Origin of the sequence: Kitasatospora sp. NPDC094028 (assembly GCF_049543595.1) — a bacterium.
Taxonomy (GTDB): Bacteria; Actinomycetota; Actinomycetes; order Streptomycetales; family Streptomycetaceae; genus Kitasatospora.
Genome location: NZ_JBMVFA010000006.1, coordinates 1 through 19260 on the forward strand (window position 1 = coordinate 1; position 19260 = coordinate 19260).

The following is a 19260-nucleotide window of genomic DNA, read 5'->3' on the forward strand; positions in this document are numbered from 1 at the left end:
CCATGTCCTGTCCGTTCCGGCCGGCCAGAGCCCTCAGCCGGGCCCCGGCCAGCCTCCCAGATCACGGACTTACACGAACTATCTGACACGCTCGCGGGTGGCGGGGCCGGGCGGCGGGGGCCTGAGGCGTAGTCACTCAGTCAGAGACGCACAACGACAGAGGGCCTGCCGGATTTCTCCGGCAGGCCCTCTGCACTGGGTCGGGGTGGCGGGATTTGAACCCACGGCCTCTTCGTCCCGAACGAAGCGCGCTACCAAGCTGCGCCACACCCCGGTCTTTCTGTTTGTCGCTCCGTCTCCTTCGCGACGAGTAGAACTCTACCGGACGCTTGCCGAGACACGAAATCCGGTTTCGGGTGGGCGTCCGGGAGCGGTTCAGCGGGGGGTGGGGGTGAGGGTGAGGAGGGTGGCTTCGGGCGGGCAGGCGAAGCGGATCGGGGTGTAGCGGTTGGTGCCGCAGCCGGCGGAGACGTGGAGGTAGGAGCGGCGGCCGCCGGCGGTGTGGGTGGAGAGGCCCTTGACCCGGTCGGTGTCGAGGTCGCAGTTGGTGACGAGGGCGCCGTAGAAGGGGATGCAGAGCTGGCCGCCGTGGGTGTGGCCGGCGAGGATCAGTGGGTAGCGGTCGGCGGTGAAGGCGTCGAGGACGCGCAGGTAGGGCGCGTGGACGACGGCGAGGGAGAGGTCGGCGTCGGCGGAGGGGCCGCCGGAGACCGCGCTGTAGCGGTCGCGCCGGATGTGCGGGTCGTCGAGGCCGGTGAATTCGAGGTCGAGGCCGCCGATGGTGAGCCGGCCGCGGGCGTTGGTGAGGTCGAGCCAGCCGGCGGCGTCGAAGCCGTCGCGGAGCTTCTCCCAGGGGTTGTGGACGGCGCCGACGACGCCGCGGTTGGCGCTGCCGTCCGGGTTGTTCATGCCGTGGACACCGCTGCGCATGGCCTTGAGGTAGCGGGCCGGGTTCTTCGGGGCGGGGCCGTAGTAGTCGTTGGACCCGAAGACGTAGACGCCGGGGAAGTCCATGAGGGGCCCGAGGGCGTCGAGGGTGGCGGGGACGCCGAGCGGGTCGGAGAGGTTGTCGCCGGTGTTGACCACGAGGTCGGGGCGCAGGCCGGCGAGGCTCTGCAGCCAGCGCTGTTTCTTGGCCTGCCCGCTCACCATGTGGATGTCGGAGACCTGCAGGATCCGGATCGGCCGGGCACCGTGGGGGAGGACGGGGATCTCGACCCGGCGGAGTCGGAAGGATCGGACCTCGTACCCGACTGAGTAGGCGAGGCAGGCGGCGCCGGCGGCGGCGACACCGAGGGGAACGGAGTACAGCGGTCGCATCGCTCCATGCTCTCAGACGGTGGATCAGCTGGTGAACGAGGGCGAGCCGGGCGAGGGCCCCGGCTCCGGGCCCCGCCGGGCGCGCAGGGCCCGGACCTTGTGCCGGTTTCCGCAGCGCTCCATGGAGCACCAGCGGCGCCGTCCGGGCCGGGAGGTGTCGACGAAGATCAGCCGGCAGTTGTGCGCCCCGCACTCCCGCAGCCGGTCGGCGTACGGGCCGGTGAGCAGGGCGATGGCGTCCCGGGCGAGGGTGGAGGCGAGCTGCGCGCCATCGGCGGGCAGGGAGGCCGCCGCGGTGCCGTCCGGGGCGATCCTGGGGACGAGCGGGGGGTGTTCGGCGGCCCGGTTGAGCGCGGCGTAGTCGGCCGGGTCGCCGTGGGAGCCCGGGGAGCCGTGGGTGCCCGGGCCGTCGTGGGTCCGGGCCGAGGCGAGCCGCCACAGGGCGTCGCGCAGGGTGCGGGTGGCGGCGAGCTGGTCGGCGGTGATCCGGACGGCGTCGGCGGGCAGCCGGAGCCGGGACCGGGGGAGCCAGTCGGCGAGGTCGGACGGCCGGTGCAGCACCTCGTAGCGGGCGTGGTCGCCGGGGCCGCCGGTGGTGAGGAGTTCCAGGCAGAGGGCGCCGGGGTCGAAGTGGAAGCTGGCGCCGGCGGGGGTGGTGAGGAGCAGGCCTGCCGCGTCGGTCATGTAACCACGATAAGAGGTTACGGACGGTTCGTGACCCCCCGCCCCGGACCGGCCTTCCCGATATTGCCGGGCGACCGATCGCCGCAGGTGGGAGACTCGGGCCCATGACCACGCTCAAGGAGCAGCTGCAGGAGGACCTCACGGCTGCCATCAGGGACCGGGACGAGCTGCGCTCGTCCACCATCCGGCTCACGCTGGCCGCCGTCACGAGCGAGGAGGTGGCGGGCAAGTCGAAGCGCGAGCTGTCCGACGCCGACGTGCTCAAGGTGATCGGTCGCGAGGCGAAGAAGCGCCGGGAGGCGGCCGAGGCCTTCGGCTCCGCGGGCCGGGCCGAGCAGGCCGCCCGGGAGCTCGCGGAGGGTGAGGTGCTGGCGGGCTACCTGCCCAAGCAGCTCTCCGACGAGGAGCTGACCGCGATCGTCGCCGCCGCGGTGGCCGAGAGCGGGGCGAGCGGCCCGCAGGCGATGGGCGCCGTGATGAAGCTGGTGAAGCCGAAGGTGGACGGGCTGGCCGAGGGCGGCCGGGTCGCCGCCGCGGTGAAGGCCGCCCTGACGGGCTGATCCCGGCCCGTAAGACGGCCCGCGACGGCCCTTCGGCGGCGGCGCCACGACGACCCTAGGACGGCCCAGCGGCGGCCCGTACGGGTGCCCGTGCCCGCGCCCGTGCCCGCGCGAACGCAAGCGAAAGGGGCGCTTCCCGAGAGTCCACTCGGGAAGCGCCCCTTTCGCTTGCGTTCGGCCGCCGGGCGGTCGGCGTCAGCCGTTGCCGCCGCCGTGCTTGCCGCCGTTGCCCCCGCCGCCGCCGACGAGGCCCGGCGGGAGGGTGATGCCGCCGCCGATCATCCCGCCGTCGCCGTTCCCGTTGCCCGTGTTGGCGGGCGGCGGCGGCGGGTTGCCGCCGGCCTGCTGGGCCGGGTCGCTCGGGGCGGTGGTCGGGGTGGGGTCGGGCTTGGGCATGTCGGGGATGCTGGCGGTGGGCAGCTGCTGGACCGGGGCGCCCTTCAGCGCCTGGTTCATCGCCAGTCGCCAGATCGGGCCGGGGCCGGTGGCGCCGAAGACCTCGGGGAACGTGGTCGGGCCGATCTTGATGTTCTTCATCGGCACGCCGCCGGCGGGGCCGCCGAGCCAGACCGAGGTGGCGAGCTGCGGGGTGTAGCCGCTGAACCAGGCGGCGCGCTTCTCGTCGGAGGTACCGGTCTTGCCGGCGATCGGGCGGCCGTCGTCCAGGCCGAGGTCCTTACCGGTGCCCTTCTCGGTCACGCCGCTGAGCACGGTGTTCATCGCGTCGGCGGTGCTCTCGGAGAAGGCCTGGTTGCAGGTCGACTGCGGGACGTTGACGTTCTTGCCGTCGACCGTGGTGATCTTGTTGATCGCGATCGGGCTGCAGTACTTGCCGTGCGCGGCGAAGGTCGCGTAGACGTTCGCCATGGTCAGCGGGGACATCTCCTGCACGCCGAGGCCCATCGAGGGGACCTCCTCCAGCGGCTTGCCGCTGGCCTTGCTGGTGATGCCGAGCTTGTTGGCCATCTGCTTCACCGGGCAGAGGCCCATGTCGGCCTCCATCTCGACGAAGTAGGTGTTGACCGACATGGCCATGGCCGTCTTGAGGTCGTACGGGCCCTTCTCGTTCTCGTTCTCGTTGGGAACGGTCCGGGCCTTGCCCTTCTCCGTGTTCTTCCAGGTGCCCTCGCAGGTCTTCATCGTCGGCCACTCGATGCGGTTCTCCGACTTGTACTGCTGGGTGGGCAGGATGCCGGATTCGAGCGCGGCGGCGGCCACGATCGGCTTGAAGGTCGAGCCCGGCTGGAAGCCGTTGCCGCCGCCCATCGAGGCGTCGACGTTGAGGTTGACCACGGTCTGGTTCTTGTTCTGGTCCAGGCCGTAGGGGCGGGTCTGGGCCATCGCGAGGATCTTGCCGGTGCCCGGCTCCATCATGGTCGCGGCGGCGGACACCGGGTCGGTGACGTACACCAGCTTGGTGACGGCGTTCTGCGCGGCGGCCTGCTTGTCCGGGTCGAGCGTGGTGTAGATGTTCAGGCCGCCGGTGTCCCAGAGCTTCTTGCGCTCCTCGGCGCTCTTGCCGAAGGCCGGGTCCTGCTTGACCACGTGGCGCACGTAGTCGCAGAAGAAGCCCATGCCGGCCTGGGCGGTGATGCAGCCGTTCTGCGGGTCCTTGAACTTCAGGCCCAGCGGGGCGGCCTTCGCCTCCTTCGCCTGGTCGGCGGTGATGTGCTTGTTCTCCAGCATCTTGTCGATGACGACGTTGCGACGCTTGACCGTGTTGTCGGGGTAGCGGACCGGGTCGTAGGACGACGGGTTCTGCACTATCCCGGCGAGGGTGGCGGCCTCGGCGACGGTCAGGTCCTTGTTGCTCTTGCTGAAGTAGCGCTGGGAGGCGGACTCGACCCCGTAGGCCTGGTGGCCGTAGAAGGTGATGTTGAGGTAGTTGGTGAGGATCTGATCCTTGGTCAGGTCCTCCTCCAGCTTGATCGCGACCTTGAGCTCCTGGATCTTGCGGCCCAGGGTCTTGCGCTGGGCCTCCAGGACGGCCGACTGGTCGTCGCCGGCCTTCTCGACGTTCACGTTCTTCACGTACTGCTGGGTGAGCGTCGAGGCGCCCTGCGAGTTGGTGCCGCTCTCGGCGTTCTTGCCGATCGCGCGCAGGATGCCCTTGAGGTCGACGGCGCCGTGCTCGTAGAAGCGGGCGTCCTCGATGTCGACCTGGGCGTGCCGCATGAACGGCGACATCTGGTCCGCCGTGATGACGGTGCGGTCGCGCTCGTAGACCTTGGCGATCAGGCCGCCCTTGGCGTCGAAGATCTGGGTGGCCTGGGTGAGCGGCGGGGTCTTGAAGTCGTCGGGGATGTTGTCGAAGCTCTCCGCCGTGTCCTTGGCGGTCAGCCCGATGGCGCCGACGGCGGGCAGGGCGAGGCCTGCCAGCAGGACTCCGGAGAGCACGCTGACGCCCAGGAACTTCACTCCGTGTCCGGCGAACTCGAGCGGTGATCCGCTGCGCTTGCCCTCCGGAGCTCCGGTGTTGCCTGGGGGCTGGGATGCCTGTGGGCGCTTCGGTGCCATGAGGAGAACCCTACGTCGCGGAATCCCGCACACAGGGGCAGGTGTTCGCCTAGGCTTGTCACAAGCTTGCGACAGCTTCGGTGCGTCAACATCATTCACTCTTGTGAGTGGGGAGACTTGCCCGAATTGCCCATTTTTCGTGGGGTTTTGAGGCAGCTGTGGCCTGCTGTGTCCATGTGAACCGTCGCGCTCCGTGACGACGCGCGTGGCGAGAGTTCGGGCGTCGAGCCTGGCAAGGCTTGCGACCTGCGATCACTCCAACGAGTGAGATGACCGATACCCATAGTCCGATCGGGTCATTCGAGATTGAGCCCGAAGGGGCTGTTGCGCGCTGTCGTTCTTCCGTAACGTCCTCAACTGGCAACGGTGAATATGCCGTTGCCGCCGTGGGGGAGCCTCGAATATCGGGAGAGGACGGCGCCGGCATGGGCTGGGTTGACGACTGGAGTGCGCAGGCCGCCTGCCGCACGAGTGATCCGGACGAACTGTTCGTCCAGGGGGCGGCGCAGAACCGCGCCAAGGCGGTGTGCAGCGGTTGCCCCGTCCGTACGGAATGCCTCGCGGACGCCCTGGACAACCGGGTCGAGTTCGGGGTGTGGGGCGGGATGACGGAGCGCGAGCGTCGGGCGCTGCTGCGCCGCCGCCCGACCGTCATGTCGTGGCGGCGGCTGCTGGAGACGGCCCGCACCGAGTACGAGGAGTCCCTCGCGACCGGCGTGATACTGACGGACTACGCCCAGGCGGGCTGAGCCCGAGCCTCCCCGGCCGGGCCTCCCGGCCGCGCCGCCCGACCAGTTCGGCCCGACCAGCTCGGTCCGACCAGCGCGGTCCGACCAGCGCGGCCCGACCAGCGCGGCCCGTCGCCGGGCCCGGCGCCCCGACCCGCCCGGTCAGGACGGCGCCGAGCCGCCGAGCCGGTCCCCGATGTCCCGCAGCCCGTCCAGGTCGTGGACGTCACCCGGCAGCGCCGCGACCTCGACGATCGGCACGTCCGGGTACACCGAGACGAAGCGGTCCCGGGTACGGCGCTCCCGCCCCATGACCTGCATCCGCTCGGCGTGCAGCCGCAGCAGCCCGGCCGCGAGCAGCTCCGCCTCCGGCGAGGAGTGCTCCGAGCCGTTCTCCTCCAGCGTCTCGGCGGCCGCCAGCGACCGCTCCGCGGTGAGCTGCGGCGCGCCCGTGTCGTGCACCCGGTTGAGCACCAGCCCGGCCAGCGGCATCCGGTCCGCGGCGAGCCGGTCGACGAAGTACGCCGCCTCGCGCAGCGCGTCCCGCTCCGGCACCGCGACCACCAGGAACGCCGTGCCCGGCGCCTTGAGCAGCCGGTACGTGCGGTCGGCGCGCTCCCGGAAGCCGCCGAACATCGAGTCCATCGCGGTGATGAAGGTCTGCACGTCGGTGAGCAGCTGGGTGCCGAAGATCTTGCCCAGGCCGCCGGTGAACAGGCCCATCCCGGCGTTCAGGAACTTCAGCGCGCCGCGGCCGCCGACCTTGGCGGGGGCGGCCAGCAGGCGGATCACCCGGCCGTCCAGGAAGGAACCGAGCCGGTTGGGCGCGTCCAGGAAGTCCAGCGCGGAGCGGGACGGCGGGGTGTCCACGACGATGAGGTCCCACTCGTCGGCGGAGCGCAGCTGGCCGAGCTTCTCCATCGCCATGTACTCCTGCGTGCCCGCGAAGCCGGCCGACAGGGACTGGTAGAACGGGTTCTCCATGATCACGCGGGCCCGTTCGGGCTCGGAGTGGGCGAGCACGACCTCGTCGAAGGTCCGCTTCATGTCGAGCATCATGGCCTGGAGCTCGCCTTCGCCGTTGACGCCCTTGACCACGCGGGGGGTGTTGTCCAGCTCGGTCAGGCCCATCGACTGGGCCAGCCGCCGGGCCGGGTCGATGGTGAGCACGACGGCCTTGCGGCCGCGCTCGGCGGCCCGCAGGCCGATCGCCGCGGCGGTGGTGGTCTTGCCGACGCCGCCGGAGCCGCAGCAGACGATGATCCTGGTCTTCGGGTCGTCGATCAGCGCGTCGACCCCGAGCCGCCTGCCGGCACCCCGCACGCCGTCGCCGTTCATGCCGGCGCCGCCGCCCGCACCGCCCGCACCGCCCGCACCGCCCGCACCGCCCGCACCGCCCGCACCGTTCGCGCCGTTCGCCTTCGCGTCCCTGCCGGTCACGCCGCCCCCTGCCGCTTGAGTTCGCCCGCCAGCCGGTACAGCCCGCCGAGGTCCACGCCCTCGCCGAGCAGTGGCAGTTCGTACGTGGGCAGCCGCAGCCGCTGCAGGTCGGCGCGCTGCGCGCGCTCCAGCTCGACCCGCTCGCTGTGCTCCCTGGCCTGCGCCAGCAGCGGGTCGAGCAGCGGTTCCACCGCCGCCCGGACGGTCTCCGGCCGCCGCGAGCGGCCGCCGAGCCCGGCCTCGCCGAGGGCCACGGCGACCTCCTCGCGGTGGTCGCCGTGCACCGCGGCCACCGCCGCCGCGTCCAGCACCGGCGGCCGGACCATGTTGACCAGCACCCCGCCCACCGGGAGCTTCACCTCGCGCAGTTCGGCGAAGCCGTCGACGGTCTCCTGCACCGGCATCTCCTCCAGCAGGGTGACCAGGTGCACCGCCGTCTCCGGCGACTTCAGCACCCCCATCACGGCCTGCGCCTGCGTGTGTATCGGGCCGATCCGGGCCAGGCCGGCGACCTCGGCGTTGACGTTCAGGAAGCGGGTGAGCCGCCCGGTCGGCGGGGCGTCCATCACGATCGCGTCGTAGCGCAGGCGGCCGTCCGGGCCCTTGCGCCGGGCCGCCTCGCAGGCCTTGCCGGTGAGCAGGACGTCCCGGACGCCGGGCGCGATGGTGGTGGCGAAGTCGATGAAGCCCACCTTCTGCAGCGCCTTGCCGGCCCGGCCGAGCTTGTAGAACATCTCCAGGTATTCGAGCAGCGCCTGCTCGGTGTCGATCGCCAGCGCGAACACCTCGCCGGCGGCGCCGGCCGTGCGTCCGCCGCCCGTACGGCCGCTGCCCGCTCGCCCGTCGCCCGGGTGTCCGGTCCCGGTGCGGTCCGCGCCGTCGCCCGGTTCGGCCGGCAGGCCCAGCTGGGCGCGCGAGACCGAGGCGATCCTGCGTTCCTCGTACGGCAGCGCGGCTATCCCGAACAGTTCGGCGATGCCCTGGCGGCCCTCGACCTCGATCAGCAGCACCCGTCCGCCGTCCGCGGCGAGCGCCAGTGCCAGCGCCGCGGCCAGCGTGGTCTTCCCGGTGCCGCCCTTGCCGCTGACCACGTGCAGCCGGACGCCCTCCCAGTCGGGGTCGCGCCGGTCCGCCTGGCCGGGGGTGCGTGCCACGCTCCGTCTCCGTCCGTTCCGTCCTAGGGGCGCCCTTCCGCCGAGGTCGCCGTCATGAGAGTGCCCTCTCGCGAGGGTAATCCGGGAGCGTGCCGGATGTTCGGAGCTTCCGGGGTGCCGGGCCCAGATCATGCCCGCTTTGTGCCTGACCTCACACGCCGCGCCCCGCGCCGCCGCGCTCGACGCCCCCCGCGCGGCCCGGCGGGCGGCGCCGATCGCCGGGCCCGCTCGTCTAGAGTCTGGCCATGACCAAGTGGGAATACATGACGGCGCCCCTGCTCGTGCACGCCACGAAGCAGATCCTGGACAACTTCGGCGAGGACGGCTGGGAGCTGGTCCAGGTCGTGCCCGGCCCGAACCCGGAGCAGCTGGTGGCCTACTTCAAGCGGGAGAAGAACGCATGAGCAAGGTCGAGTCGAAGCTCGCCGAGCTGGGTCTGACCCTGCCGCCGGTGGCGGCCCCAATCGCCGCCTACGTGCCGGCCGTGCGCGCGGGCGAGTTCGTGTTCACCTCCGGCCAGCTGCCGGTCGTCGCCGGCAAGCTGCCGAGCACCGGCAAGGTCGGCGCCGAGGTGTCCCCCGAGGAGGCCAAGGAGCTGGCGCAGACCTGTGCGCTGAACGCCCTGGCCGCCGTCAAGTCGGTGATCGGCGACCTGGACCTGGTCGAGCAGGTCGTGAAGGTGGTCGGCTTCGTCGCCTCCGCGCCCGACTTCACCGGCCAGCCGGCCGTGATCAACGGTGCCAGCGAGCTGCTCGGCAAGGTGCTGGGCGAGGCCGGGGTGCACGCCCGCAGCGCGGTCGGCGTCGCGGTGCTGCCGCTGGACGCCCCGGTCGAGGTCGAGCTCCAGGTGCGCGTCCGCACCGCCTGAGCGCGAAGACCGCTCCGAGTGATCACGGAGGCGGGGACAGGCCTGTCCAACCCCGCCTCCGTGCGCTTAGCATCCGGGCATGGACCATCGAGCGACGACGCTCCCGATGCCGCCCGGTTGGCCTGCCCGCATCCGGGCGGTCGACTCCGGCACGCTGACCCCGCCGGTGCCCCGGCCCGCAGCGACGGTCGTGCTGCTGCGCGACGCGGCGGACGGCCCACAGGCCTACCTGCTGCGCCGGCGCACCTCGATGGCCTTCGCGGCCGGCATGTACGCCTACCCGGGCGGCGGGGTGGACCCGCGGGACGCCGAGGTGGAGACCGGCTGGGCCGGTCCGACGCCCGAGCAGTGGGCCCGGCGCCTCGGGGTGGACACCCGGACGGCGCGGGCGGTGGTCTGCGCCGCCGTCCGCGAGACCTTCGAGGAAGCCGGCGTGCTGCTCGCCGGCCCGGACGCCGACAGCGTCGCCGCGCCGCGCGACTGGTCCGCCGAGCGGGCCGCGCTGGAGGCGCACGAGCTGTCCTTCGCCGAGTTCCTCCGCGACCACGGCCTGGTGCTGCGCAGCGACCTGCTGGGCGGCTGGGCCCGCTGGATCACCCCCGAGTTCGAGGAACGCCGGTACGACACCTGGTTCTTCGTCGCCGCGCTGCCGCCCGGCCAGGACGCGGCCCGCGAGGTCGGCGAGGCCGACCGGGTCGCCTGGCTGACGCCCACCGAGGCGGTGCTCGGCTACCGGGAGGGCCGGTTCGGCATGCTGCCGCCGACCGTGACCGTGCTGCGCGAGCTGTCGCCGGTGCGCACCGCCGCCGAGGCGCTGGCCGCGGCCGCCGACCGTCCGCTGGAGCCGGTGCTGGGGCGGGCCGAGGTGCGCGGGGACCGGATGACGGTGCGCTGGCCGGGGTACGACGAACTGACCATCGACGGGGAGTTCCCCGAGAACTCCTGACCGTCCGACCGCCGCGGGTGCGCAGCCGCGCACCTGCCCAACCGCACCTGCCCAACCACCCGAGACGCCACCCGCCCGAGACGCCACCCAGAGAGGACGACGCCCGATGACCCACAACGACGTGGTGCGCCGGACGGCCCCCGAGCTGCCCGCCCGCCGTCTGCTCACCCGCACCCCGGCCTGCGACGCGCCGGTCCCGTTCGTCGAGGTGGCGCAGCGCGCCCTCGTCCGGGCCCTGCCGCTGCGGGCCCTGCACCGACCAGTGGAGGGCGGCCGGTGAACCACCGGAGCGAGCGAACCATCGAGGCGGGCGCATGAGCGGCGTCCTGCCGGGCGACCCCGCCGCCGTGATCGGCGGCGAGGCCACGGCCCGGGCCCTGTGCGTGCTGGCGCCGAACCCGTCGCCGATGACGCTGGACGGCACCAACACCTGGCTGCTCTCCGAGCCCGGCTCGGACGTCGCGGCGGTGATCGACCCGGGCCCGCTGCACGAGGGGCACCTGCGCCGGGTGATCGAGCTCGCCGAGGAGCGGGGCAAGCGGATCGCGCTGACCCTGCTCACCCACGGCCACGCCGACCACTCCGAGGGCGCGGCCCGCTTCGCCGAGCTGACGGGCACCGAGGTGCGGGCCCTGGACCCGGCGCACCGGCTGGGCTCCGAGGGACTGGTCGGCGGCCAGCGCCTGGACGTCGGCGGCCTCGACCTGCGGGTGGTGGCCACCCCCGGCCACACCTCCGACTCGCTGACCTTCCACCTGCCGGACGACGGCGCGGTCCTCACCGGGGACACCGTGCTCGGCCGCGGCACGACGATGGTCGCCCACCCGGACGGCCGGCTCGGCGACTACCTGGACTCGCTGCGCCACCTGCACACGATGGCCGCCCGGCACGGCGTGCGGACGGTGCTGCCCGGCCACGGGCCGGTGCTGGCGGACGCGCTCGGCGCCGTCGACTACTACCTGGCCCACCGGGCCGCCCGGCTCGCCCAGGTGGAGACCGCCGTCGAGGCGGGCTGCCGGACGGTAGCCGAGGTGGTGGCCCGGGTGTACGCGGACGTGGACCGGGCGCTGTGGCCGGCCGCCGAGCTGTCGGTGCGGGCCCAGCTGGACTACCTGCGGGAGCACGGGCTGATCCCGGAGCAGGACTGATCCCGGAGCAGGACTGAGCGCGGCGCGGGATCCGCGCGCGGCGAACGCCGAAGGGCCCGTCCGGCATCGGACGGGCCCTTCGGCGTACGCAGCGTCGGCGCTCGGGCCTCAGCGCGAGCGGCGGGACAGCCGCTCGACGTCCAGCAGGACCACCGCGCGCGCCTCCAGCTTCAGCCAGCCGCGGCCGGCGAAGTCGGCGAGCGCCTTGTTGACCGTCTCGCGGGAGGCGCCGACCAGCTGGGCCAGCTCCTCCTGGGTGAGGTCGTGCGCGACGTGGATGCCCTCCTCGGACTGCACGCCGAAGCGGCGGGAGAGGTCCAGCAGGGCCTTGGCGACGCGACCGGGCACGTCGGAGAAGACCAGGTCGGACATCACGTCGTTGGTCCGGCGCAGGCGGCGGGCGATGGCCCGGAGCAGCGCGATGGAGACCTCGGGGCGGGCGTGCAGCCAGGGCTGCAGGTCGCCGTGGCCCAGGCCCAGCAGCTTGACCTCGGTCAGCGCGCTGGCGGTGGCGGTGCGCGGGCCCGGGTCGAACAGCGACAGCTCGCCGATCATCTCGCTGGGGCCGAGCACGGCGAGCATGTTCTCGCGCCCGTCCGGCGAGGCGCGGTGCAGCTTGACCTTGCCCTCGGCGACGACGTACAGGCGGTCGCCCGGGTCGCCCTCGTGGAACAGCGACTCACCACGGGCGAGGGTGACCTCGGTCATGGAAGCGCGCAGCTCGCCGGCCTGTTCGTCGTCGAGTGCCGCGAAGAGTGCGGCGCGCCGCAGAACGTCGTCCACGTGCTTCCTCCTTCTCGGCCGTCCGGCGGGTGGGCCGTCCGGCGCAAGTTCCGTTCAGTGTTCTGCATCACCAAGCATGGCGCATGTCGCTCCGATCATATGAGGAGGGGGTGTGTCGAGGTGTGCTGCGCGGGGCCATTCGTACCGGCGGGTCACCACGCGGGGAGCTCGGCGACCGGCGGCGGCTCGTACGCCCGCTCGCTCCCGTCGAACGGGGATCGTCCGCCGTCGTACGGGCGGGCCGGGGCCGAGGCCCGCCCGTACGGGCCGTACGGGCGCGGCGCGCGGCCCGGGCTGGTCAGCCGGTGAAGCCCAGCTCGGCGAGGGCCTGGTCGATCTTGGCGCGGTGGGCGGCCTCCCAGTCGTCCAGCGTCTCTGTGGCCTCCTTGGCCAGCTTCGCCCGGGCCGCGGCCAGCGTCTCGGCCCGGCGGGCGGCGGGCACCACCACGACGCCCTCCTCGTCGGCCACCACGATGTCGCCGGCCGCCACCGCCACGCCGCCGCAGCGGGCGACGGCGCCGTGCGTGCCCAGGGCCCGCTTGGCGCCGGGGATCGGGATCACGCCGCGGGCGAACACCGGGAAACCCAGCTCGCGGACCTCGCCGAGGTCCCGGATCAGGCCGTCCGCGACGAAGGCGACCACGCCGCGGCGCTGCGCCACGGCGCAGACGTTGCCGCCGGCCAGCGCGTGGTCGAGGTCCCCGGACTCGACCACGATCACCGAACCGGGCTCGGCCCGGTGGATGGCCGCGTGCAGCATCAGGTTGTCGCCGGGCGGGCACTGCACGGTGAAGGCCGGGCCGGCCACCCGGGGCCCGCCCGCCCACAGCGGGCGGATGCCGACGTCCATCACCTGCGCGCAGCCCAGGACGTCGGCCAGGGTGGTGGTCGGAATGTCCTTGAAGTCCTCGTCCATGGTGGTGCATTCCCCCTCTGATCGGATCAGATCTGATCGTCTGATCGACTGCGAAGAGTAGGACACGACGATGAACCGGGTCAGGGAAAGGGACGGGCCGAGGACCGCCCCCGCCCCGGAGCCTGTCAGGGCAGGTCAGGGCCGGTCAGCGACCGGTCCGGCGCTCAGGCGAAGAACTTCAGCAGCTCCGGCGCGATCGCCTCCGCCGCCACCTCGTGGGTCTGGTCGGCGAGCGTCCGGTACTCGGCGCCCGGCACGGCCGCCGCGACCGCCCGGGCCGGTGCCCGCAGCAGCTCCGGGCTGGCCCCGCCGTCCAGCACCAGCGTCGGCACGGCGACCCCGGCCAGGAGCTCCACCGGGACGGCCGCACCGGCCTGCGCGGCCAGCGCCGCCGCGTCGTACCCGAGGGTCGGCGCGACCGCCTCGAAGGCCGGCCACACCGGGGAGTGGCGCATCCCGTCCAGCATCGGCTGCGGCAGCCCGACGAAGGTCATGAAGGCCGCGACGGCGTCCCCGCGCCGGCCCTCGGCGAGCGCCGCCGTCAGCTCCTCCACGTACCCGTCGAAGCGCGCCCGCTGCCCGTCCTCGGTGCTGAACGGCGGCTCGTAGACGGCCAGCCGGTCGATCGCGACGCCTGCGGCGGCGGCCCGCAGGGCGAGCGCGGCGCCGGACGAGACGCCGAGCACGCGGGCCGAACCGCCGGCCGCGGCGATCACGGCAGCCAGGTCCTCGATCTCCCGCCGCACCGCGAACGGCGCGGTGTCGCCGCTGGCGCCCCGGCCGCGCCGGTCGTACGTCCACACGGTGTGGTGGGCCGCGAGCTGTTCGGCGATCGCCGCGCCCGGGCCGAAGCTCCGGTGGCAGAGCGCGCCGTCGACGAGGACGACCGCCGGGCCGGAGCCGGTGACGGTGCAGGCGAGGGCGGTGCCGTCGGCGGAGACCACGGTGTTCATGAGGGTGTTCCTTCTGTCGTGCGAGCCGGTCATGGGGGTAGACCGGGGCTCGGCGCGGAACTCATCGGTCCCGGCTGAATATTTCTTACGGACTTCGCCGGGCCTGCGGACTGCGCGCCCTACGGACGGCGGCGGCGCCGGACGACCCCGGCCTCCGGCGCCGGCCCCTCGACCGAACCGAGGAGGGCCACCTGGAGGGCGGCGCCGGCGAACGTGGTGACGAGTCGGGCGTCGGCCGGAAGACCGCCAACGTCGTCCTCGGCTACGCCTTCGGGGTACGACCGATCACGAGTCCGGCGGCGTGATGCCAGCTTGACGTGGATCCATGTCGGCGCGCGGGCCGGGGCCCGCGCCGCGGCCTCACCCGGGCTGCGGTGGTTCGAGGACGATGTCCCGGGTCGTCGCTTTCGCAGCGGTGAAGGCCAGCAGCCGGGTGCCTTCGGCGACGATGTTCTCCTGTTCGGTGGCCGTGAGCTTCCGGAAGGGACGTACCGTCAACGTCGCGGTGTCGCGCGTCGTGGCGACCCTCCAGGTCGCGGCGACGAAGCCGTCGACGAGCACTGCGCGGGGCATCTCCATGGTTCCGGCGAAGCCCTGGTCGGCGAAACTCACCGTCAGGACGCGGCTGCGGTCGTGGAGAAAAAGCTATCGGCACTAGCGGACACCTTCTGTCCTATAGGGCTGACAGGCTCTACGACATGAAGGAATCCTCCGCCCGCCTGCTCCGGCTGCTGACGCTGTTGCAGTCCCACCGCGAGTGGTCCGGCCAGGACCTGGCCGATCGGCTCGGCGTGAGCACCCGGACCGTCCGCCGGGACGTGGACAAGCTGCGCGCCCTCGACTACCCGGTCAACGCCGTCAAAGGCATCGACGGCGGCTACCGCCTCGGAGCCGGAGCCCAACTGCCCCCGCTTCTGCTGGATGACGAGGAAGCGGTGGCCGTCGCGGTGGCCGACCGGATCAGCCCCCGCACCCCCACCGGTCCACGCTTCACGCCCCGAGCCCTCCCAGACGGCGACGCCGCCGCACACGTCGCACGCGGCGTTGCCCAGATGTGGCCCTACCGGGCCACGATCCGCCTGCACGCCCCGGCCCACTCCGCTACGGCCCGAGAAGCCGCCACCTACGGCACCATCGAGGCCGTCGACGAGCAGAGCTGCCTCCTGCATGCCGGCGCCGACAGCCCGCGTGCACTCACCTTCCTCCTCGGCGCTCTGGACGTCGACTTCCGCATCGAAGACGCACCGGAACTGGCCGAGATCCTGCAGCGCATCGCTGGCCGTTACCGCCGCGCCACCAGCGAACCGGAGACATGAGGATCAGGCCGGCCTGCCTGCTCGGCGTTCTGCGAAGCCGACCACACGGCGCTCGGCCCGGGGCCGAGCGATTGACCACGAGTGGGCACCCGTCCGGCGTAGCCTTCGTGCATGGCAGAGAGCAAGGTCCGGAAGGCCGCGGCGCCGAAGCCGGGTGTGAAGAAGGCGGCGGTGAAGCCGAGGAAGCCGGAGTCCCACCTGGCGATGGTGCGGCGGGCCCGGCGGATCAACCGCGAGCTGGCCGAGCTGTACCCGTACGCGCACCCCGAGCTGGACTTCGAGAGCCCGTTCCAACTGCTGGTGGCGACGGTGCTGTCGGCGCAGACGACGGATTTGCGGGTGAACCAGACCACCCCGGCGCTGTTCGCGAAGTACCCGACGCCGGAGGACATGGCGGCGGCGAACCCGGAGGAGCTGGAGGAGATCATCCGGCCGACCGGCTTCTTCCGGAACAAGGCGAAGTCGCTGATCGGCCTGTCGATAGCGCTGCGCGACGAGTTCGGCGGTGAGGTCCCGGGCCGTCTGGCCGACCTGGTGACCCTGCCCGGCGTCGGCCGGAAGACCGCCAACGTCGTCCTCGGCAACGCCTTCGGGGTCCCCGGGATCACCGTGGACACCCACTTCGGGCGGCTGGCCCGGCGGTTCGGCTGGACGGCCGAGGACGATCCGGTGAAGGTCGAGGCGGCCGTCGCGGAGATCTTCCCGAAGTCCGAGTGGACGATGCTCTCGCACCGCGTGGTCTTCCACGGCCGCCGGATCTGCCACTCCCAGAAGCCCGCCTGCGGGGCCTGCCCGATCGCGCCGCTCTGCCCGGCCTACGGGGAGGGCGAGACCGATCCGGAGAAGGCGCGCAAACTGCTCAAGTACGAGATGGGCGGTCAGCCGGGCCAGCGGCTGAAGCCGCCCTCGGACTTCCCCGGGGAGGCGGCGGCCCGGGCCGACGCGGTCGCCCACCGGGGGCGGGTCGCGGACCTGGCGGTGGAGGAGTGACCGTGCCGGACGAGGGAACGGTCGGGAGGCGTGCGTGCCGGTCGTCGGCCGCGGGGAACAGCGAGGTGGGCGGATGACCGTACGGGGTGTCGAGCGGGACGGCCTGCCGGGCTGGCTGGAGCCGGTCCGGGAGGCGGCCGAGCGGGTGCTGCCGGAGCAGCTGAGCCGTTTCCTGCCGCCGGCCGAGGGCGGCCGGGCGGCCGCGGTGCTGATGCTGTTCGGGGAGGGCCCGCAGGGGCCGGACCTGCTGCTGATCGAGCGGGCCCGGTCGCTGCGCTCGCACGCCGGGCAGCCGTCCTTCCCCGGCGGTGCGCTGGACCCGGAGGACGGCGATCCGGCCGGTCCGGGCCCGGTCGCGGCCGCGCTGCGCGAGGCCTGGGAGGAGACCGGGCTGGATCCGGCCGGGGTGCAGGTGTTCGCCGAGCTGCCCCGGCTGTTCATCCCGGTGAGCGGCTTCGTGGTGACCCCGGTGCTGGGCTGGTGGCGCGAGGAGTCGCCGGTGCGGCCGGTGGACCTGGGGGAGACCGGCGCGGTGTTCCGGGTGCCGATCACGGAGCTGCAGGACCCGGCGAACCGGGTACGGCTGCGGCACCCGTCCGGGCACGTCGGGCCGGCCTTCGCGGTCGCGGGGCGGCTGGTGTGGGGCTTCACGGCCGGGGTGATCGACCGGGTGCTGCACCACAGCGGCCTGGAGCTGCCCTGGGACCGCTCCAGGGTCGTCGACCTCTCCGACGAGGCGTTGGCCCTGGTGCAGGGCGACCTCGACCACTCCGGCGCACTGCTGGGCGGCGACTCCGGCGCCTCCTGACCGGAGGTCGGCGCGCCGGGGGCGCCGGGCGTGGGAGGGTGTCGGGGTGAACGTCCTGGATGTGCTGCTGATTCTCGCCGCCGTGGGATTCGCCGTGTCCGGCTACCGGCAGGGCTTCGTCGTCGGGGTCCTGTCGCTGATCGGCTTCCTCGGCGGCGGCCTGCTGGCCGTCCAACTGCTGCCGCTGCTGCTCGACCACCTCAGCCCGGGCACCACCGCCTCGGTGGTGGCCGTGGTGGTGGTGATCGTCTTCGCCGCGGTCGGCCAGGCGGTCACCGCGCACTACGGCTGGAAGCTGCGCGGCCACATCGAGCGCCGCCCGGCCCGGGTGCTGGACGCGACCGGCGGCGCGGCGGTGAACGTGCTCTCGATGCTGCTGGTGGCCTGGCTGATCGGTTCGGCGCTGGCCGGGACGTCGCTGCCGACGGTCTCCAAGCAGGTCCGCTCCTCGAAGATCCTGGCGGGCGTGCAGGACGCGCTGCCGGGCGACGCCCCGAACTGGTTCTCGGACTTCTCCAAGGTGCTCGCCCGCAACGGCTTCCCGCAGGTCTTCAACCCCTTCGAGCACGAGCCGATCACCCAGGTCGACACCCCGGACCCGGCGCTGGCGGACAGCGCGGCGGTCGCGAAGGCCCGGCTGAGCCTGGTCAAGGTGGTCGGCACCGCGACCTCCTGCGGCAAGACGCTGGAGGGCAGCGGCTTCGTCTTCGCGCCGCACCGGGTGATGACCAACGCCCACGTGGTCGGCGGGGTCGACGAGCCGACCGTGCAGATCGGCGGCGTCGGCCAGCTGTACGACGCCACGGTGGTCCGCTACGACTGGCAGCGCGACATCGCCGTCCTGGACGTGCCCAAGCTGAACGCGCCGGCCCTGACCTTCGCGGGCGAGGCGAGGACCAACGACAGCGCGATCGTCGCGGGCTTCCCGGAGAACGGCGCGTTCAACGTCCAGCCGGCCCGCATCCGCGGCCGGATCCAGGCCAACGGCCCGGACATCTACCACCGCGGCCAGGTGGTGCGCGACGTCTACTCGGTGCGCTCGGTGGTCCGCCAGGGCAACAGCGGCGGCCCGCTGCTCACCCCGGACGGCCAGGTGTACGGCGTGGTGTTCGCCAAGTCGCTGGACAGCGCCGACACCGGGTACGTACTGACCGCCGCCGAGGTGCGGGACGACGCCGACAAGAGCGGCAGCGCGACCGCCCGGGTGGACACCCAGGGCTGCGCGCTCTGACGCCCACGGCGCCCAGCAGGGCGTTCTGACGGTGCGGGAGACGGCGCGGGATCCGTCGTACCGTCAGTGCGCCCTGGTAGCCTCGGCCGCGCTCACCCGTTCGGCTCAACCGGGCGCCGTCCCGGAGTGAGTCAACGGGAGGTCGTGGCAGTCCGATGATGGGTCACTCGCACGCGGTGAGCGGAGCGATGCTGTACGCGGCATCCGCACCGTTCCTGCCCCCGCTGCTGCTGCACACCACGCTGCAGCCGGCGGACATACTGATGGGCACGGTGCTGTGCGCGGGCGCGGCGCTGCTGCCGGACCTCGACCACCACGACGGCTCGATCGCCAACTTCCTCGGTCCGGTCTCCAAGGCGCTCTGCCGCTTCGTGGCCTGGGCCTCCGGCGGGCACCGGCACGCCACCCACTCGCTGCTGTTCGTCGGGCTGATGGGCGGCGGCACCTGGGCCGGCGTCACCTACCTGGGGCGCAACTTCACCCTCGGGCTGACGTTCTTCCTGCTGGCGCTCGCGATCCGGGCGCTGCGGCTCTGCCCGCCGGGCCACGGCCCGGAGGTGTGGATCACCGTCATCGGCCTGGCCGCGCTCGGCACCTTCGGGATGAACACCTGGATGCCCAACTCGCCCGGCTGGCTGCCGTACGCGGTGGCGCTGGGCACGCTGGCGCACCTGCTGGGCGACTGCCTGACGAAGAAGGGCGCGCCGCTGCTGTGGCCGCACAAGGAGCGCTACGAGATCGTGCTGATCAAGCGCAGCGGCAACGACGTCGAGACCAAGGTGCTGGTGCCGATCATGTCGGTGGCGACCTTCGTCCTGCTCTGGTTCACGGCGCTGTCGCCGACGATCGTCAACTGACGGCCGGGGCCCGGGCGGGCGGCCGGCGACCGGCCGCGCCC

The 19260-nt window shown here is 72.9% G+C and carries 20 protein-coding genes, 1 tRNA gene and 1 pseudogene; 12 read left to right on the forward strand and 10 right to left on the reverse strand.

The annotated features are described in order from the left end of the window. Nucleotides 1–200: 200 nt before the first annotated feature. The 3 genes from ACPC54_RS11720 to ACPC54_RS11730 all read right to left on the reverse strand — a co-directional run bounded on the left by ACPC54_RS11720 (nt 201) and on the right by ACPC54_RS11730 (nt 2004). Nucleotides 201–274, reverse strand: a tRNA-Pro gene (locus ACPC54_RS11720). Nucleotides 275–375: 101 nt separating this feature from the next. Further along, nucleotides 376–1320 (reverse strand): metallophosphoesterase, encoded by a 945-nt coding sequence (locus ACPC54_RS11725; protein WP_498963854.1) that lies wholly within the window; start codon nt 1318–1320, stop codon nt 376–378. 24 nt (nt 1321–1344) lie between these two features. Further along, complete coding sequence (locus ACPC54_RS11730) at nt 1345–2004, reverse strand: CGNR zinc finger domain-containing protein (protein WP_498963856.1); 660 nt, start codon at nt 2002–2004, stop codon at nt 1345–1347. 104 nt (nt 2005–2108) lie between these two features. Here ACPC54_RS11730 and ACPC54_RS11735 point away from each other — a divergent pair, with 104 nt between their 5' ends. Next, the gene (locus tag ACPC54_RS11735) at nt 2109–2564 is read left to right on the forward strand and encodes a GatB/YqeY domain-containing protein (protein ID WP_498963857.1); all 456 of its coding nucleotides are present in this window, start codon (nt 2109–2111) and stop codon (nt 2562–2564) included. A gap of 195 nt (nt 2565–2759) precedes the next feature. On the opposite strand, the gene ACPC54_RS11740 is transcribed toward ACPC54_RS11735, so the two are convergent. Further along, on the reverse strand, nt 2760–5081 hold the full coding sequence (locus ACPC54_RS11740) for a transglycosylase domain-containing protein (RefSeq protein ID WP_498963859.1): 2322 nt from the start codon (nt 5079–5081) through the stop codon (nt 2760–2762). A 425-nt stretch (nt 5082–5506) separates the two neighbouring features. Between ACPC54_RS11740 and ACPC54_RS11745 the strand changes: the two genes are divergently transcribed. Further along, nucleotides 5507–5830: a WhiB family transcriptional regulator gene (locus tag ACPC54_RS11745; RefSeq protein ID WP_033333275.1), complete on the forward strand. Its 324-nt coding sequence runs from the start codon at nt 5507–5509 to the stop codon at nt 5828–5830. A gap of 141 nt (nt 5831–5971) precedes the next feature. Here the strand turns inward: ACPC54_RS11745 and bagB are convergent, their stop codons facing one another. After that, on the reverse strand, nt 5972–7147 hold the full coding sequence (gene bagB / locus ACPC54_RS11750) for an ATPase BagB (protein ID WP_498964443.1): 1176 nt from the start codon (nt 7145–7147) through the stop codon (nt 5972–5974). 98 nt (nt 7148–7245) lie between these two features. Next, nucleotides 7246–8403, reverse strand: a complete 1158-nt coding sequence (locus ACPC54_RS11755) for an ArsA-related P-loop ATPase (RefSeq protein ID WP_498963861.1) — start codon at nt 8401–8403, stop codon at nt 7246–7248. 245 nt (nt 8404–8648) lie between these two features. Here ACPC54_RS11755 and sp36 point away from each other — a divergent pair, with 245 nt between their 5' ends. The 5 genes from sp36 to ACPC54_RS11780 all read left to right on the forward strand — a co-directional run bounded on the left by sp36 (nt 8649) and on the right by ACPC54_RS11780 (nt 11365). Continuing rightward, complete coding sequence (sp36, locus tag ACPC54_RS11760) at nt 8649–8807, forward strand: Sp36 family protein (RefSeq protein ID WP_094743074.1); 159 nt, start codon at nt 8649–8651, stop codon at nt 8805–8807. Beyond that, nucleotides 8804–9271 (forward strand): RidA family protein, encoded by a 468-nt coding sequence (locus ACPC54_RS11765; protein ID WP_498963864.1) that lies wholly within the window; start codon nt 8804–8806, stop codon nt 9269–9271. The genes sp36 and ACPC54_RS11765 overlap by 4 nt, the downstream gene beginning before the upstream one ends. Before the next feature lie 79 nt (nt 9272–9350). Next, the gene (locus tag ACPC54_RS11770) at nt 9351–10217 is read left to right on the forward strand and encodes an NUDIX hydrolase (protein ID WP_498963866.1); all 867 of its coding nucleotides are present in this window, start codon (nt 9351–9353) and stop codon (nt 10215–10217) included. Between the two features lie 106 nt (nt 10218–10323). Then, a complete protein-coding gene (locus tag ACPC54_RS11775; protein ID WP_498963867.1) occupies nt 10324–10497 on the forward strand; it encodes a hypothetical protein in 174 nt (57 codons plus the stop codon). Between the two features lie 34 nt (nt 10498–10531). Beyond that, nucleotides 10532–11365, forward strand: a complete 834-nt coding sequence (locus ACPC54_RS11780; RefSeq protein WP_498963868.1) for an MBL fold metallo-hydrolase — start codon at nt 10532–10534, stop codon at nt 11363–11365. A 108-nt stretch (nt 11366–11473) separates the two neighbouring features. Here the strand turns inward: ACPC54_RS11780 and ACPC54_RS11785 are convergent, their stop codons facing one another. From ACPC54_RS11785 to ACPC54_RS11800, 4 genes and pseudogenes are all read right to left on the reverse strand, one after another. Further along, a complete protein-coding gene (locus ACPC54_RS11785) occupies nt 11474–12148 on the reverse strand; it encodes a Crp/Fnr family transcriptional regulator (protein ID WP_030288117.1) in 675 nt (224 codons plus the stop codon). A gap of 298 nt (nt 12149–12446) precedes the next feature. Further along, on the reverse strand, nt 12447–13064 hold the full coding sequence (locus ACPC54_RS11790; protein WP_498963870.1) for an RraA family protein: 618 nt from the start codon (nt 13062–13064) through the stop codon (nt 12447–12449). A 164-nt stretch (nt 13065–13228) separates the two neighbouring features. Next, nucleotides 13229–14017, reverse strand: coding sequence for an alpha/beta fold hydrolase (locus ACPC54_RS11795; protein WP_498963872.1), 789 nt, complete (start codon nt 14015–14017; stop codon nt 13229–13231). Nucleotides 14018–14377: 360 nt separating this feature from the next. Next, nucleotides 14378–14638: pseudogene (locus ACPC54_RS11800) on the reverse strand (DNA glycosylase AlkZ-like family protein); the annotation flags it as partial. Between the two features lie 77 nt (nt 14639–14715). On the opposite strand from ACPC54_RS11800, the gene ACPC54_RS11805 reads away from it, so the two are divergent. From ACPC54_RS11805 to ACPC54_RS11825, 5 genes are all read left to right on the forward strand, one after another. Beyond that, complete coding sequence (locus ACPC54_RS11805) at nt 14716–15333, forward strand: helix-turn-helix transcriptional regulator (protein WP_498963874.1); 618 nt, start codon at nt 14716–14718, stop codon at nt 15331–15333. 111 nt (nt 15334–15444) lie between these two features. Then, nucleotides 15445–16323: an endonuclease III gene (gene nth / locus ACPC54_RS11810; RefSeq protein WP_498963876.1), complete on the forward strand. Its 879-nt coding sequence runs from the start codon at nt 15445–15447 to the stop codon at nt 16321–16323. Nucleotides 16324–16396: 73 nt separating this feature from the next. After that, nucleotides 16397–17131: an NUDIX hydrolase gene (locus ACPC54_RS11815; protein ID WP_498963878.1), complete on the forward strand. Its 735-nt coding sequence runs from the start codon at nt 16397–16399 to the stop codon at nt 17129–17131. Between the two features lie 46 nt (nt 17132–17177). Beyond that, entirely contained in the window at nt 17178–18362 is a 1185-nt protein-coding gene (locus ACPC54_RS11820) for a MarP family serine protease (protein ID WP_498963880.1), read from the forward strand. A 158-nt stretch (nt 18363–18520) separates the two neighbouring features. After that, nucleotides 18521–19219: a metal-dependent hydrolase gene (locus ACPC54_RS11825; RefSeq protein ID WP_498964445.1), complete on the forward strand. Its 699-nt coding sequence runs from the start codon at nt 18521–18523 to the stop codon at nt 19217–19219. Nucleotides 19220–19260 lie beyond the last annotated feature (41 nt).

What these genes read in the sequence shown, in the direction of transcription:
- ACPC54_RS11735 (WP_498963857.1), top strand. Translation starts at nt 2,109, where the DNA reads ATGACCACGCTCAAGGAGCAGCTGCAGGAGGACCTCACGGCTGCCATC.
- ACPC54_RS11765 (WP_498963864.1), top strand. Translation starts at nt 8,804, where the DNA reads ATGAGCAAGGTCGAGTCGAAGCTCGCCGAGCTGGGTCTGACCCTGCCG.
- ACPC54_RS11790 (WP_498963870.1), bottom strand. Translation starts at nt 13,064, where the DNA reads ATGGACGAGGACTTCAAGGACATTCCGACCACCACCCTGGCCGACGTC.
- ACPC54_RS11825 (WP_498964445.1), top strand. Translation starts at nt 18,521, where the DNA reads ATGGGTCACTCGCACGCGGTGAGCGGAGCGATGCTGTACGCGGCATCC.
- bagB (WP_498964443.1), bottom strand. Translation starts at nt 7,147, where the DNA reads ATGAACGGCGACGGCGTGCGGGGTGCCGGCAGGCGGCTCGGGGTCGAC.
- ACPC54_RS11780 (WP_498963868.1), top strand. Translation starts at nt 10,532, where the DNA reads ATGAGCGGCGTCCTGCCGGGCGACCCCGCCGCCGTGATCGGCGGCGAG.
- ACPC54_RS11805 (WP_498963874.1), top strand. Translation starts at nt 14,716, where the DNA reads ATGAAGGAATCCTCCGCCCGCCTGCTCCGGCTGCTGACGCTGTTGCAG.
- ACPC54_RS11745 (WP_033333275.1), top strand. Translation starts at nt 5,507, where the DNA reads ATGGGCTGGGTTGACGACTGGAGTGCGCAGGCCGCCTGCCGCACGAGT.
- ACPC54_RS11770 (WP_498963866.1), top strand. Translation starts at nt 9,351, where the DNA reads ATGGACCATCGAGCGACGACGCTCCCGATGCCGCCCGGTTGGCCTGCC.
- ACPC54_RS11725 (WP_498963854.1), bottom strand. Translation starts at nt 1,320, where the DNA reads ATGCGACCGCTGTACTCCGTTCCCCTCGGTGTCGCCGCCGCCGGCGCC.
- ACPC54_RS11730 (WP_498963856.1), bottom strand. Translation starts at nt 2,004, where the DNA reads ATGACCGACGCGGCAGGCCTGCTCCTCACCACCCCCGCCGGCGCCAGC.
- ACPC54_RS11795 (WP_498963872.1), bottom strand. Translation starts at nt 14,017, where the DNA reads ATGAACACCGTGGTCTCCGCCGACGGCACCGCCCTCGCCTGCACCGTC.
- ACPC54_RS11815 (WP_498963878.1), top strand. Translation starts at nt 16,397, where the DNA reads ATGACCGTACGGGGTGTCGAGCGGGACGGCCTGCCGGGCTGGCTGGAG.
- ACPC54_RS11740 (WP_498963859.1), bottom strand. Translation starts at nt 5,081, where the DNA reads ATGGCACCGAAGCGCCCACAGGCATCCCAGCCCCCAGGCAACACCGGA.
- ACPC54_RS11775 (WP_498963867.1), top strand. Translation starts at nt 10,324, where the DNA reads ATGACCCACAACGACGTGGTGCGCCGGACGGCCCCCGAGCTGCCCGCC.
- sp36 (WP_094743074.1), top strand. Translation starts at nt 8,649, where the DNA reads ATGACCAAGTGGGAATACATGACGGCGCCCCTGCTCGTGCACGCCACG.
- nth (WP_498963876.1), top strand. Translation starts at nt 15,445, where the DNA reads ATGGCAGAGAGCAAGGTCCGGAAGGCCGCGGCGCCGAAGCCGGGTGTG.